Genomic DNA, 14,132 nt, shown 5'->3' with positions numbered 1-14,132 from the left:
GATCGCAAGTCATGCCGCGGCGCAGGCGGCAAGACCTGCACGCATGCAGCACTCGCGCAACGGCGCGATCTGCAAAACCCGCAACATCTGCCGCAGAAAAATCTCCCGGCTGGTAAACACTTTCGGTCATCCTTGGGGTCACATCGCGGATCGCAATTCGTCGCGGACATCCCTACATTGCCGGCATGAAGAAGATCGGATTCCTTTCGTTCGGGCACTGGACGCCCTCGCCGCAGTCGCAGGCCCGCTCAGCCGCGGATGTGCTGCTGCAATCCATCGACCTCGCGGTCGCCGCCGAAGAACTCGGCGCGGACGGCGCGTATTTTCGCGTCCATCACTTCGCCCGCCAACTGGCCTCGCCGTTCCCGCTGCTGGCGGCGGTCGGCGCCAGGACCAGCCGGATCGAAATCGGCACCGCCGTGATCGACATGCGCTACGAAAATCCGCTCTACATGATCGAGGACGCCGGCGCGGCCGACCTGATCGCGAGGGGACGCCTGCAACTCGGCATCAGCCGCGGCTCGCCCGAGCAGGTGATCGATGGCTGGCGCTATTTCGGCTATCAGCCCGGCGAGGGCGAGACCGACGCCGACATGGGCCGGCGTCACGCCGAGATCTTCCTCGACATGCTGCGCGGCCAGGGATTTGCGCAGCCCAATCCACGGCCGATGTTTCCCAATCCTCCCGGACTGCTGCGGCTCGAACCGCTCTCGGAAGGCCTGCGCGAGCGCATCTGGTGGGGCGCCGGCTCGAACGCCACCGCGGTGTGGGCGGCGAAGCTCGGGATGAACCTGCAGAGCTCGACGCTGAAGAGCGACGAGACCGGAGAGGCTTTCCACATCCAGCAGGCGGCCCAGATCCGGGCCTATCGCGCCGCCTGGAAGGAGGCCGGGCACACGCGCGAGCCGCGGGTCTCGGTGAGCCGCAGCATCTTCGCGCTGGTCGACGATCGCGACCGCGCCTATTTCGGCAACGGGCAGGAGGAAGACCAGATCGGCTTCATCGACGAGAGGACGCGCGCGATCTTCGGCCGCGGCTACGCCGCCGAGCCGGACAGGCTGATCGAGCAGCTCAAGACCGATGAGGCGATCGCGGAGGCCGATACCTTGCTCCTGACCGTCCCCAATCAGCTCGGCGTCGCCTACAACGCGCATGTGATCGAGACGATCCTGACCCAGATCGCGCCCGCTTTGGGCTGGCGCTGAATCCATCGCGCAACGTCAGCGATACTCGACCGGCGCGCAGGCTCGTCACATCGGGCAGAACCGGGATAAGGACCCGCGCCGACCGTCTTCTAGGGGGCTGTTGAGAGGGAAACGGCCCGGCGCGGGCTTGAACCGACCGTTCTCGCCGGAGGTCGGTCGGCTCTGTTCGACCAATGCCGGAACCCGCGACATCGTTCCGGTGGAACTTCGTTCTCAAACGCGGAGAACTACGGAAACATAACTGCGCGTTGTGAGAAGAACAGGTCGAGTACGGTTCGTTAGGCGCGCACGTTGCGTGAACAGATCGCCGTAATATCCCGGGATAATGGCGAAGGCCGTCTGCGGATCGCCCGGGTCAGGAATCCCTGTCGCGATTGCGCCGGGGGAGATCGAGCCGATCGACGCGCTCGTCAATCCGCCGGTTCAGCTCCTCGTCTTCTCGCGTATTGCTGCCGCGACGGGCGCGGACCACCAATGCACAACATCCGACCAGAACGATCGCAAAGAGCGCGAAGTACCACCATGCCATGCACTGATCTCAAATGACGCTCGCCGATACGAGCGGAAAGGTCATCGTTCAGGCCGGTAAGGACGCGCCGACCTCGGCGCATAATAGGGGTTCACCAGACAGGTCGCCGGCAGCCCCACAGCGCCGGCCTGGCACTGATCCAGCGACGTGAAGATGCAGTCCATGCGTTCGCCGACCAACTCACCGTAAACATGCATGCAGACGGGATAGCGCGGATCATACATTTGCGCGGATGCCGGCCTTGTCATCCAAAGCACACCCAGCGCAAGCAGCAGCGCTCCAAGCAACCTCACGTCACGTCTCCTGCTGTCGTCAAATACATTGCCTTGCCGACAACCTGTCCCGCGACATTCGCCTGAAGGCTGGAGCGGGCGAAGGGAATCGAACCCTCGTATGCAGCTTGGGAAGCTGCCGTTCTACCATTGAACTACGCCCGCGATCTCAATTGCTTGAGGTCGCCCCTGACGGCCACGACCGGCCGGACCATAGCCCGGGCGGAGGCAGCGGATCAAGCGCGCATTGGAGCCGATCGCCGCACCGCCCCCGCTAGTGGCCCATCCTCACGAGCACGTCATTGATGACAAAAGCCGCGGCGGCGGATGCGTCGCAGCTGCCGCTTCGTGCATAGATGCAGGCCTCGGCGATGCCGACGCGGGCACAGCTTTGCCTTGAATAATCCGCCGGCAGATCACCGGCCGCCGCGGGCCGCGCGAGGATGCGGTTGAAGGCCGGCCTGGTCGCCTGCAACAGCGGCGGCAGGATCAGCTCGGCGAGCGGATCGGCGGGCTCGAGCGCATAGAGCGGCACTGGGCCGACCAATCGTTCCCGCCCCGGCAACAGCTGGAAACGGACATTGTAAAGTGCGAGGCCGCACATCTGCGGATCGCTGCGCAGGTCGGCGGCAAGCCGCGCCGCGCCGACACCGCGCGTCCAGTAGTCGCGCATCCCCTCGCTGGCGCCGGCGAGCGTCACCGAGAGCAAGGCCCAGCCGCCGGTGACGATCGGCAACGCCCAGCGTCGCCAACCGGGTTTTGCGCGCAGCCATTGCACCCAATCGGCCGATCCCAGCGCCGCGACGATGATGAACAGCACAACCGACAGGAAGACGAAGCGGTATTCCTTGTGCGCGATCAGGCTATGGAAGACGAGGTTGACCAGCGCCACGGCCAGCAGCAGCGGCGCATGGCGCGCGCCGCGCCAGATCGCAGCGAGCGGCAACACGATCGCCGCCGACCACACGATCAGGAAGTTGACGAGATAGGCCGAAGCCGGCGTCACGCCGAACTCGGTCGCGCGATCGTGCAGCAGGTTTTCCTTGATGTTGCCGATCAGCCAGGCGAACGGCACGGCGCCATGCGCAAGGTCGATCGCGGCGGTGAGCACCAGCGCGGCGAGACCGCCCGCGATCAGCGGAATCAGGCTTCGCCAACGCATCCAGCAGGCGCCGAGGGCAAGCATGGCGATGGCCGGCGCGTACTGAAAGCGACAGACAAAGGCGAAAGCGAGCAACGCGCCGCCGATCGCGAGATGCCGCGGCGACGGACGACCGGTCACCAGCAGCGCCGCCGGTACGATGAGCGCCGTCGCCAGCGGCTCGCCCAATGTGTGCGGCGCGAGCAGGATCAACTCGAACCAGACCGCAGCCGCGAACGCCGCGACGATGGCATGGGTTCGCGAGATGCGTGCACCGAAGTACCAGGCGCTGACCACGATCGACAGCGACGCCGTTGCGGCGACCAGGCGCGGCACCAGGAAAGCGCCCTCGCCGCCCGGCGCAATCAAGCGGCCCACCGCGACCGGCCCGGCCAGCAATGTCGGCAGGAACCAGCCGCGAATGCCTTCGCGCCACTCCCACGTCAAAATGCCGTCATGGCCGAGCATCCGCCACGCCGGCTCGAGATATTGAAAGATCTCGTCGGGATACATCACGTTGGGCCAGAGCGCGGCCGCAAGGCGCGGGACCAAGGCCAGCAACAGCAATGCGAACAGCGGATGTCGACGCCCGGCCGATGTCCCGGCCGCGGCGGTGCCGCCGCGCGCGATATCCGCGCCGGTGCTGGTCATCGTTCCGATCGTACCGTGGAGCAGCATGCTGACGACCAGATAGCGGGCAAAGCCTTTAAGATGCGTGACTGATAAATTGGCGAGGTCACACAGAGGGGGCCGCGACATGGTTAGCTAAACGTCAAGATTCAAGATGCGCACGCCGGCGACGATGTTAAGATCGCGCGCATGGGGGCTGGTGGCGTCATGGCGGGGCGTGGGTATACCATTTTCGACCCGGCGATCGGCCGATGCGGTATCGCGTGGGGTGAGCTCGGCGTGGCCGGCGTGCAGCTTCCCGAGCTGCGCGAGATCGAGACCCGCAAGCGGCTATTCAAGCTTTATCCGGATGCACGCGAGATGCGGCCTCCCGAGGAGATCGCTGTCGCGATCGAGGGCATCGCCGCGACCTTGCGCGGCGGCATTGAGGACCTTGCCGGTGTTGCGCTCGACATGAGCGGCATCCCGGCGTTCAACGCGCGCGTCTACCAGTTTGTCCGCACCATTCCCCGCGGCGAAACCCGAACCTATGACGAGGTGGCGAGCGCCTTGCGGGCGTCCGGTGCGGTCTATTCGGTGGCACAGGCGCTCGGCCGCAATCCCTTCATGATCATGGTGCCCTGCCACCGCGTGCTCGAGGCGGGCCATTATGCCGACCGGATCTCGCCGAACGGCGGCAGCATCTCGAAGCGGCGGCTGCTCTCGATCGAGGGCGCCCAGCCGACCACCAGCAAGACCCTTTTTGATGTGCTGCTGCCCGTTGCACGACTCCGGCCGCAAGCTTAAATCCCGAGTATGGTCCGAACCACGCTGCTGCAGCGCGATCGCATCACGGTGAACGAGTTCCGCTGCACGGCGGAACCCGGCGACAAGCCGTTCGCCGAGCAGTTCGCCTCCCACTCGGTGTCCTATGTGCGCAGCGGCAGCTTCGGCTGCCATTGCCGCGGCCGCTTCCATGAGCTGGTGGCAGGCTCGATCCTGGTCGGCCATCCCGGCGATGAATACACCTGCACGCACGACCACGTGGTCGGCGACGAATGCCTGTCGTTCTTCCTGGACCCGGAGCTGGTCGAGACCATCGGCGACCGCGCGACGGTCTGGCAGGTCGGCTCGGTGCCGCCGCTGTCGGAACTGATGGTGATCGGCGAGCTCGCGCAAACGGCGGCAGATGGCAACAGCGACGTCGGCCTCGACGAGATCGGCCACCTCCTCACCAGCCGCCTTGTCGAGTTGGTGTCCGACCGCAAGGCAAAGCCCCTCACCGCAGGCTTGCGCGATCGCCGCCGCGCCGTCGAGGCCGCGCTGTGGATCGACGCCAATTCACATCATCAGATCGACCTCGACGATGCCGCGGAGCAAGCCGGCTTGAGCACCTTCCATTTCCTGCGGCTGTTTTCCGCGGTGCTCGGCGTCACCCCGCATCAATATCTCGTGCGCTCGCGGCTGCGCCATGCGGCGCGGCGGCTCGCGGATGACGACAGCCCGATCACCGACATCGCCTATGACGTCGGTTTCGGCGACCTGTCCAATTTCGTGCGCAGCTTCCACCGCGCCGCCGGCGCCTCGCCGCTGAAGTTCCGCCAGGCCTCGCGCGGCGACCGCAAGATTTTCCAAGAACGTCTCGCGCTGCAATAGCTAGGCTGCTCCAGTCCGCGCGTCTTTCGATGCGCCCAACGACTGGAGATTCCTCATGTACGATCATATCGGATTGCGCGTTGCCGACCTCGACGCCAGCGTGCGCTTCTACACCGCGGTGCTGGCGCCGCTCGGCTTCGTGCTCTGCTCGCGCGACGACAGCGGCGCCGGTTTCGGCCCGAAGGGCGAGCCCGCGCTCTGGCTGCATTTGCACAAGGGCAAGGCCCAAGGCGGCGCGCACGTTGCGTTCCGTGCCCCGAGCCATGACGCGATCAAGACATTCCATACCGAAGGCCTGAAAGCCGGCGGCAAGGACAATGGCGCGGCGGGCCATCGCAAGGATTACAGCCCGACCTATTACGCGGCGTTCCTGCTCGACCCCGACGGCAACAATGTCGAGGCGGTGTCGACCTGACAAAGAGCCGCGCATTCCAACGTCATCCTGAGAGCCTGCTTTAAAAAGAAAGTTGAGTGATTTCAGCCCGTTGTGATTCCTTCGTGTTTGCGAAGACTCGAGGGAGCACAACATGTGTTGGACCGAAATCACCCGACAACAATATCGACGCGACGGACTTCGTTATGCAAGCGACATGACGGATGCGGAGTGGGAACTGATCGAGCCGTTGATGCCTGCGCAATGCCGGCGCGGCCGTCCGCGCGAGATCAGCCTGCGCGTGATCATGAATGCAATTCTCTACATTGGAGCCAGCGGCTGCCAATGGCGCGCGCTGCCAAAGGACTTCCCACCATGCTCGACGGTTCAGTACTATTTTTACAAATGGCGCGGTTCTGGATTGTGGCGCAGGGTCAATGATGCCCTGGTCCGACGCATGCGCGAACGGCAAGGACGCAACCCCACTCCAACGGCTGGGATCATCGACAGCCAGAGCGTGAAGACCGCGGAAAATGGCGGTCCAAGCGGGTTTGACATGGCCAAGCGGGTCAAGGGACGCAAGCGTCATATCGTCACCGACACCGAGGGCTCCTTGCTGGCTGTGCAGGTGCATCCCGCCAACCTTCAAGACAATCACGGTGCAGTCCCGCTGTTGCGGCTCATCGGCCGCCTGTTCCCCAACCTGCGCCACATCTTCGCCGATCGCGTCTACCGTGGCCCTAAGCTGCTCGATGCCATCGCTGATTTGGGCCAATGGACGATTGAAATCGTCACCCGCTCGCAGAGCGTTGGAACGTTCAAGGCCGAGCCTCGACGTTGGGTCGTCGAGCGTACCTTTGCCTGGTTCGGCCGCAATCGACGACTTGCCAAAGACTTCGAGGCAACCATCGCCAGCGCGGAGGCTTGGGTTCTCATTGCAAGCATCCGCCTGCTCTCCCGCCGATTGGCCAGAGCATGAGATCTCAATGACTTGTTTTGAGTCAGACTCTGAGGAGCCGCGCAACGCGCGGCGTCTCGAAGGATGGCCCCGAGCGAGATCCGGTCATCCTTCGAGGCTCGCTCAGGAACGCGATGCCGGGGCATCGCGCCGCTCGCACCTCCAGCGACAAAGGCGAAGTCTTTGCGCGGGAATGACAACCACCCGAAAGGTTACAAAGATGGCTTCCATTCACAAGGACATCCCGATCGACGCGCCGGCAGATCATGTCTGGGACGCGTTGCGCGATTTCGGCGCGCTGCATACGCGGCTGGTGCCGGGCTTCGTGACCGACACGCAACTGGACGGCGACGTCCGCACTGTCACTTTCGCCAACGGCACGGTGGCGCGCGAGACGCTGGTCGATTGCGACGACAACCGAAAGCGGCTGGTCTATGCGATCACCAGCGAGCGGTTGAAGCAGCATTCCGCCTCGGTGCAGGTGTTCGCCGAGGGCGACGCGCGCTGCCGCGTGGTGTGGATCGCCGACGTGCTGCCGCACGAGGTCGCGCCCTACATGGACGCGCAGATGGACCTCGGCGCGGCGGCGATGCAGGCGGCGATGGCCAAGTCGGCCAGGGAGAAGAGCGCGGCGTGATCCGCAACGTTGCGCGACCGGCCGCGCATTTAAACCGTGACCGTCACCCTGAGGAGGCCGCGAAGCGGCCGTCTCGAAGGGCGACAGCCCGGCTGTTTCCAGAAGCGGACGCCGAAGCATCGGGGCCGTCGATCCTTCGAGACGCGGCCAAGAGGCCGCTCCTCAGGATGACGGATTGAGAAATGCTACGACAGCGCCGGCTGCGCCTCGGCGACCGGCGCTGATTTGCCCCAGCGCGTCAGGATCACGCTGAGGCAGGACAGCACGCCGAGCACGCCCATCGAGGCGGCGGCGAGTGCGAAGAAGTTCTGCGCGCTCGCCTCATGCGTCGACAGCCACCAGCCGCCGGCGCCGATGAAGATCAGCCGCGCGGTCTGCGCCAGCACCGGACCCAGCACCTTCGCGGCGCCCTGCGAGGAGAAATACATCGACATCGCAAGGCCGATGAACGCGTACATCGGCGCGGCGGTCGAGAGATATTGATGGCTGGTCGCCCGCACGTGCGGATCACTGGTGAACAGATTGACCCAGAGGTCGGGGAAGACGGCGATGAAGCTGCCGACGACGCCGACCGCAAGGAACGACACCGTGCCTGCGGTCCAGGCGATGCGCCGGGCCCGCGCGACGCGCTCGGCGCCGACCGCCATGCCGATCATCGGCACCGAGGCGATGCCGACCGCGAAGGCGACCGAGGTCAGCATGAATTCGAGCCGTGCGCCGATGCCGTAGCCGGCGAGCACCGCGGTGCCGAACTGCGCCAGCATGTGGGTGAAGATCGAGATCGTCAGCACCGATTGCAGCGGCGAGAAGCAGGAGATGGCACCGACCTTGAGGATGTCGATGAACATCGCCCATTGCACGCGCAGCCCCTTGAGCTTCGGCCTCACGCGGGCGCGGCCCGAGAACAGATACCAGCCCATCACGCTGATGCTGATCGAATAGGCGATCAGCGAACCTGCGGCGACGCCACGCATGCCGAATTGCGGCACCGGACCGAGACCGAGCCCGAGCGTGCCGCCGAGAATGATCTGCCACACCGCCGACGACAGGATCATGGTCGACGGCAGCTTCATGTTGCCGGTGCCGCGCAGGATGCCGGCCATGGTGTTCATCAGCCAGGGCAGGATCGCGCCGCCGAAGAACACCTGCGAATAGGCGATCGCCTGCGCCAGCACATTGCCGCGGCCGCCGAGCAGTTCGAGCAGGCGCGGACCGAAGGTCAGCATGCCCAGCATGAAGGTGGCACCAAACGTCAATCCGATCAGCAGCGCATGCATGGCCAGTGTCGAAGCCCGCTCGATCTCGCCGGCGCCGAGCGCGCGCGCGATCGCGGATGCGACGCCGCCGCCCATCGCGCCGCCGGACATCGTCATGGTGAGGATCACGCAGGGAAACACCAGCGCCATCGCCGCAAGCGACTCGACGCCGAGCCGGCCGATATACGAAGTCTCCGCGATGACGACGCAGGTGCCGGCGGAGAGCGCGATCACATTCGGCCACGCCAGCCAGAGCAACGTGCGCAGGATCGGCCCGTCGAGCAGCGCATTGCGCGCCGGCTTGGTCACCGGCGGCGGCAGCGGCCGCTCTTGTTCGTCGACAGGTATTTCGGCGAGGCCGAGATCGGACATTTCTACTCCCACGCGCGATCTGGGGAGCCGCGCCATGGTGTTTCCCTACCATGGCAATGGCGGAATCCACGTGCGCGGGACGCAAGGGGGGCCTGCGCGATTGCAGGTGAACCCGGATGAACCTTGGCGCTAGCCGATCGACCACACGTACGGTGCGCCGGCGGCACCATTCGGCTTCAGATGCACCGGAATATGCCGCCCGCAGCCGGCGGCCAGCCCTTCGAACAGGCCCGTCAGCACGCTGGCGCAGGCCGGATGATAGTCGGCGACATCGGCCATCAGCTTCCAGCCCTGCTGGCGGATCTCGAACTGGCCCTCGGACTCGGTGATGTCAGCGACATCGTCCTGCGACTCGAAGAGAGTGCGCAGGAATGCGGCAAATTCCGTGGCGCGGCCACGGCTGCCGCCGAGCGCCTGCGCGACCTCGTCGTAATATTGCATGCCGATCAGTCTGCCGGTGAGATGCAGCAGATAGCTCGCATCCTCCGGGCCGAACACCTGCACGATGACCGGCGCGGCCGTCTTCACATATTCCATCGCGTAGTTGCGATAGGCCTTCTCCAGCCGCGGCCTCGGCCAGCTGTCGACCGGCAGCGCCGGCGCGGTGTTCGGATCGAATAGCGGCGCCTCGAGATGGCGCGCGAACACGAGGCGCTGGTCGAGCTCGAGCGGATGATCGTACTCGCAGTAATAGCCCTCGAGCCCGTCCTGGCCGTCGACGCTCTGCTTGGTGCAGACGAAGCCGAGCCGCAAATCCCCGAGCGCGACGCCGTTGTTGGCGTGCCAGCCGCGCAGCATCGCGCGCGAGACTTCGCCGGGCACGCCGCAGATCGCCGTGCCCTTCCAGATCCAGCGCGGCGGCGGATAGCGGATCCAGGCCTTGCGGTCGGTCTCGTGCATGTATTCGACATGCACGCCGCCGATCCAGTTGGAGAGGTAATGATACTGCGCGGCCGCGACCGCCGGCGGCAGGCCGTCGAGGCCGAGCTTCTTCAAGCCGGGGAGAAAGCGTTCCTGCTGCTGGCGGCGAAACACGCGGAAGACGAATTCCGCTGCATCAGCCGTGCCGCGCCGCGTGACGACGGTGAGGATCAGCCCGGTGAAGAAGGCGTGATAGAGATCGGCGACGCTGCGCCATTTCTGCCACTGCGCTTCTTGCTGCGCTGAATCTGTTGCGGCGCTCATGTTTACTCCCGATCTCTTATTTTGGTGGAGTGTGTCATCGTCAGCATGACGACGCAACCAAACCCAAGCGCAGTGTCATCGCCCGACTTGATCGGGCGATCCAGTATTCCAGAGACAGTCGTTGTCGATGGAGGGGCCGCGGCGTACTGGATTCCCCGCTTTCGCGGGGAATGACAGCGGAGAATGACGCAAAGTCCGACTCGCGGAATTACACGCGAAAATGCTTGGAGAGCTTCAGGCCCTGCGCCTGATAGTTCGAGCCGATGCGCTGACCGTACAGCGCGTCGGGGCGCTCGAGCATCCGTTCATAGACGAGGCGGCCGACGATCTGGCCATGCTCGAGAATGAACGGCACCTCGCGCGAGCGCACTTCGAGCACGGCGCGCGCGCCCTTGCCGCCGGCGCCGGCATAGCCGAAACCGGGATCGAAGAAGCCGGCATAGTGGACGCGGAATTCGCCGACCAGCGGATCGAACGGCACCATCTCCGCGGCGTAGTCCGGCGGCACCTGCACCGCCTCTTTCGAAGCCAGGATGTAGAACTCGCCGGGATCGAGAATGAGGCTGCCGTCGGGCCGGGCCTTGATCGGCTCCCAGAAATCGTCGACCGCATAACCGCCGCGGCGATCGACATCGACCACGCCGGTGTGGCGCTTGGCGCGATAGCCGACGAAGCCGCCCGAGCTCTCGCCGGAGAGATCGACGGAAAGCGCGACGCCATGGGTGAGATCGGCATCGTCGATATCGACCAGCCGCTCGGCGGCATGCAGCACATCGAGCTCGTCGGCGGAGAGCGTCGCCTCGCCGATCCGGAAGCGGACCTGGCTGAGCCGCGACCCCTCGCGCAGCAGCACGGGAAACGTCTTCGGGCTGATCTCGGCGTAGAGCGGGCCGTGATAGCCGGCGCCGATCATGTCGAAGCGGCGGGTGCCGTCGGCGATCACGCGGGTGAAGACGTCGAGCCGTCCGGTCGAGCTCTTCGGGTTGGCCGCGGCGACGATCTCCGGCGGCAGCGCCAGGCTCTCCAGCAGCGGCACGATGTAGACGCAGTTGGTCTCCAGCACCGCGCCGTCGGACAGATCGATCTCGTGCAGCTTCAGCTGGTCGATCCGCTCGGCGACGGTGGCATCGGGTCCCGGCAGGAAGCTGGCGCGGACCCGGTAGGCGATGTCGCCAAGGCGCAGATCGAGGCTGGCTGGCTGGATCTGGCTCTCGACGAAGTCGTAGGCGGGCAGAATGAGGCCGGCCTCCGCCATCTCCGCGATCATGCGGTCGGGCAGAATTCCGTTGGATTCTTCTTCCAGCGTGAACGACACGGCGCGGTCCCTCGGCGATCCCTCGAGATGGCCCAAAAATCATACTCCAGGCGGCCATCAAGCCCCAAAATATGGGCTTTTACGGGTTATCCGATGACCGTCTTGACGGAAAGGGCGCGAGGGAATATCAGCTGCACTTATCCCGTGGTGATTTGAGCCGGCCGGCTTGCAGCCACGTTAAATAAGTCGCTAAACAGGCCGGGGACAGTGTGATCCCGGCTTGTGGAGGTTGCTCCAGGCCGGTTTTTTTGTGGCCATTCTCCAGGAGAAATGGCCACTTCGGAGGTCACATGTCTGAATCTGAAGGTACCGCCCGCTTTCGTCCCGAAACCCGCCTCGTCCATGGCGGCACGCTGCGCTCGCAATTCGGGGAAACGTCGGAAGGGCTGTTTCTCACCCAGGGCTACGTCTACGACACCGCCGAGCAATGCGAGGCGCGCTTCAAGGGCCAGGATCCCGGCTTCATCTATTCGCGCTATTCCAATCCGACGATTGCGATGTTCGAGCGCCGCATGATCGAGCTCGAGGGCGCGGAAGCCGCGCGCTCGACCGCGACCGGCATGGCCGCGGTGACCACGGCGATCCTCGCGCCGCTGAAGGCCGGCGATCACGTGGTGGCGTCGAAGGCGCTGTTCGGCTCCTGCCTCTACGTGGTGCAGGACCTGTTGCCGCGCTACGGCATCGAGACGACCCTGGTCGACGGCCTCGATCTCGACCAGTGGCAGCGCGCATTGCGGCCGAACACCAAGACCTTCTTCCTGGAGAGCCCGACCAATCCGACGCTCGACGTGCTCGACATCGGCGCGATCGCCAGGATAGCGCATAGCGGCGGCGCCCGGCTGATCGTCGACAATGTGTTCGCGACGCCGATCTGGCAGAGCCCGCTGTCGCTCGGCGCCGACGTCGTGGTCTATTCCGCGACCAAGCATATCGACGGCCAGGGCCGCTGCCTCGGCGGCGTCATCCTGTCGTCGGAAGCCTTCATCGCCGAGCACATCCATAATTTCATGCGCCAGACCGGTCCGTCGCTGTCGCCGTTCAACGCCTGGGTGCTGCTGAAGGGACTGGAGACGCTCGGCGTCCGCGTCCGCGCCCAGACCGAGAACGCAGCGAAGATCGCCGAGGCGCTGGCCAGGCATCCGAAGATCACGCGGCTGGTCTATCCGGGGCGCCCCGATCATCCGCAGGCCGAGACGGTGAAGAAGCAGATGGGCGCCGGCTCGACGCTGGTCGGCTTCGAGGTGAAGGACGGCAAGGCCGGCGCCTTCCGCTGCCTCAACGCGCTGAAGATCTCGCGCATCTCCAACAATCTCGGCGATGCCAAGAGCCTGGTCACGCATCCCGCGACCACGACGCACCAGCGCCTGGCGCCGGAGGCCCGCGCCGAGCTCGGCATCAGCGAAGGTTTCATTCGCTTCTCGGCCGGGCTCGAGCATCCCGACGACCTGATCGAGGATTTCGAGCGGGCGCTGGAGCGGGTTTAGGGCGAACAGATAGGCTTGGAGAGCTCGGCGCCCTCTCCCGCTTGCGGGCAGGGCTATCGCATATGCCCCTTGGCGACCGCGCAAGTGCTTGGCCTCGTGGTTCGAGACGCGCCGCAAGCGGCGCTCCTCACCATGAGGGTCTACTATTGTGCCGCAAAACAAGACCTCATCCTGAGAGTCTGACTCAAAACAAGTCATTGAGATCTCATGCTCTGGCCAATCGGCGGGAGAGCAGGCGGATGCTTGCAATGAGAACCCAAGCCTCCGCGCTGGCGATGGTTGCCTCGAAGTCTTTGGCAAGTCGTCGATTGCGGCCGAACCAGGCAAAGGTACGCTCGACGACCCAACGTCGAGGCTCGGCCTTGAACGTTCCAACGCTCTGCGAGCGGGTGACGATTTCAATCGTCCATTGGCCCAAATCAGCGATGGCATCGAGCAGCTTAGGGCCACGGTAGACGCGATCGGCGAAGATGTGGCGCAGGTTGGGGAACAGGCGGCCGATGAGCCGCAACAGCGGGACTGCACCGTGATTGTCTTGAAGGTTGGCGGGATGCACCTGCACAGCCAGCAAGGAGCCCTCGGTGTCGGTGACGATATGACGCTTGCGTCCCTTGACCCGCTTGGCCATGTCAAACCCGCTTGGACCGCCATTTTCCGCGGTCTTCACGCTCTGGCTGTCGATGATCCCAGCCGTTGGAGTGGGGTTGCGTCCTTGCCGTTCGCGCATGCGTCGGACCAGGGCATCATTGACCCTGCGCCACAATCCAGAACCGCGCCATTTGTAAAAATAGTACTGAACCGTCGAGCATGGTGGGAAGTCCTTTGGCAGCGCGCGCCATTGGCAGCCGCTGGCTCCAATGTAGAGAATTGCATTCATGATCACGCGCAGGCTGATCTCGCGCGGACGGCCGCGCCGGCATTGCGCAGGCATCAACGGCTCGATCAGTTCCCACTCCGCATCCGTCATGTCGCTTGCATAACGAAGTCCGTCGCGTCGATATTGTTGTCGGGTGATTTCGGTCCAACACATGTTGTGCTCCCTCGAGTCTTCGCAAACACGAAGGAATCACAACGGGCTGAAATCACTCAACTTTCTTTTTAAAGCAGGCTCTGAGGAGCCCGCCGAAGGCGGGCGTCTCG

General features: G+C 64.8%; 13 protein-coding genes, 1 tRNA gene and 1 riboswitch. Of the genes, 7 read left to right on the top strand and 7 right to left on the bottom strand.

From position 1 onward, the window contains the following. Positions 1-185 precede the first annotated feature (185 nt). Positions 186-1,205 (top strand): LLM class flavin-dependent oxidoreductase, encoded by a 1,020-nt coding sequence (locus JEY66_RS03450; RefSeq protein ID WP_018269082.1) that lies wholly within the window; start codon positions 186-188, stop codon positions 1,203-1,205. 570 nt (positions 1,206-1,775) lie between these two features. Here JEY66_RS03450 and JEY66_RS03445 read toward each other — a convergent pair. The 3 genes from JEY66_RS03445 to JEY66_RS03435 all read right to left on the bottom strand — a co-directional run bounded on the left by JEY66_RS03445 (position 1,776) and on the right by JEY66_RS03435 (position 3,798). Further along, positions 1,776-2,027: a DUF3551 domain-containing protein gene (locus JEY66_RS03445; protein WP_026191946.1), complete on the bottom strand. Its 252-nt coding sequence runs from the start codon at positions 2,025-2,027 to the stop codon at positions 1,776-1,778. A 70-nt stretch (positions 2,028-2,097) separates the two neighbouring features. Then, positions 2,098-2,171 (bottom strand) — tRNA-Gly (locus tag JEY66_RS03440). A gap of 109 nt (positions 2,172-2,280) precedes the next feature. Then, entirely contained in the window at positions 2,281-3,798 is a 1,518-nt protein-coding gene (locus JEY66_RS03435; protein ID WP_050999332.1) for a glycosyltransferase family protein, read from the bottom strand. A gap of 186 nt (positions 3,799-3,984) precedes the next feature. On the opposite strand from JEY66_RS03435, the gene JEY66_RS03430 reads away from it, so the two are divergent. From JEY66_RS03430 to JEY66_RS03410, 5 genes are all read left to right on the top strand, one after another. Next, positions 3,985-4,563: a methylated-DNA--[protein]-cysteine S-methyltransferase gene (locus tag JEY66_RS03430; RefSeq protein ID WP_018269085.1), complete on the top strand. Its 579-nt coding sequence runs from the start codon at positions 3,985-3,987 to the stop codon at positions 4,561-4,563. A 9-nt stretch (positions 4,564-4,572) separates the two neighbouring features. Continuing rightward, complete coding sequence (locus tag JEY66_RS03425) at positions 4,573-5,412, top strand: helix-turn-helix transcriptional regulator (RefSeq protein WP_016843720.1); 840 nt, start codon at positions 4,573-4,575, stop codon at positions 5,410-5,412. 55 nt (positions 5,413-5,467) lie between these two features. Next, on the top strand, positions 5,468-5,827 hold the full coding sequence (locus tag JEY66_RS03420; RefSeq protein ID WP_016843721.1) for a VOC family protein: 360 nt from the start codon (positions 5,468-5,470) through the stop codon (positions 5,825-5,827). Between the two features lie 112 nt (positions 5,828-5,939). Continuing rightward, positions 5,940-6,764, top strand: a complete 825-nt coding sequence (locus JEY66_RS03415; protein WP_026191947.1) for an IS5 family transposase — start codon at positions 5,940-5,942, stop codon at positions 6,762-6,764. A gap of 199 nt (positions 6,765-6,963) precedes the next feature. Continuing rightward, the gene (locus JEY66_RS03410; protein ID WP_016842929.1) at positions 6,964-7,380 is read left to right on the top strand and encodes an SRPBCC family protein; all 417 of its coding nucleotides are present in this window, start codon (positions 6,964-6,966) and stop codon (positions 7,378-7,380) included. A gap of 185 nt (positions 7,381-7,565) precedes the next feature. Here the strand turns inward: JEY66_RS03410 and JEY66_RS03405 are convergent, their stop codons facing one another. The 3 genes from JEY66_RS03405 to JEY66_RS03395 all read right to left on the bottom strand — a co-directional run bounded on the left by JEY66_RS03405 (position 7,566) and on the right by JEY66_RS03395 (position 11,508). Then, a complete protein-coding gene (locus JEY66_RS03405) occupies positions 7,566-9,008 on the bottom strand; it encodes an MATE family efflux transporter (RefSeq protein ID WP_018269087.1) in 1,443 nt (480 codons plus the stop codon). Positions 9,009-9,137: 129 nt separating this feature from the next. After that, positions 9,138-10,193 carry a hypothetical protein gene (locus tag JEY66_RS03400; protein WP_016842931.1) on the bottom strand — a complete coding sequence of 352 codons (1,056 nt, stop codon included), beginning with the start codon at positions 10,191-10,193 and terminating at the stop codon, positions 9,138-9,140. Positions 10,194-10,401: 208 nt separating this feature from the next. Further along, positions 10,402-11,508 (bottom strand): 2'-deoxycytidine 5'-triphosphate deaminase, encoded by a 1,107-nt coding sequence (locus JEY66_RS03395; RefSeq protein ID WP_026191948.1) that lies wholly within the window; start codon positions 11,506-11,508, stop codon positions 10,402-10,404. Between the two features lie 134 nt (positions 11,509-11,642). After that, positions 11,643-11,722: riboswitch (SAM riboswitch) on the top strand. A 76-nt stretch (positions 11,723-11,798) separates the two neighbouring features. Between JEY66_RS03395 and JEY66_RS03390 the strand changes: the two genes are divergently transcribed. Beyond that, entirely contained in the window at positions 11,799-12,992 is a 1,194-nt protein-coding gene (locus JEY66_RS03390) for an O-succinylhomoserine sulfhydrylase (protein WP_018269089.1), read from the top strand. 205 nt (positions 12,993-13,197) lie between these two features. Here the strand turns inward: JEY66_RS03390 and JEY66_RS03385 are convergent, their stop codons facing one another. Further along, positions 13,198-14,022, bottom strand: a complete 825-nt coding sequence (locus JEY66_RS03385) for an IS5 family transposase (RefSeq protein WP_026191947.1) — start codon at positions 14,020-14,022, stop codon at positions 13,198-13,200. Between the last annotated feature and the right edge of the window lie 110 nt (positions 14,023-14,132).

It is taken from the genome of Bradyrhizobium elkanii USDA 76, assembly GCF_023278185.1.
GTDB lineage: Bacteria > Pseudomonadota > Alphaproteobacteria > Rhizobiales > Xanthobacteraceae > Bradyrhizobium > Bradyrhizobium elkanii.
The sequence above is the reverse complement of the archived record's forward strand: the minus strand, read 5'-3'. Positions and strand labels throughout refer to the sequence as shown.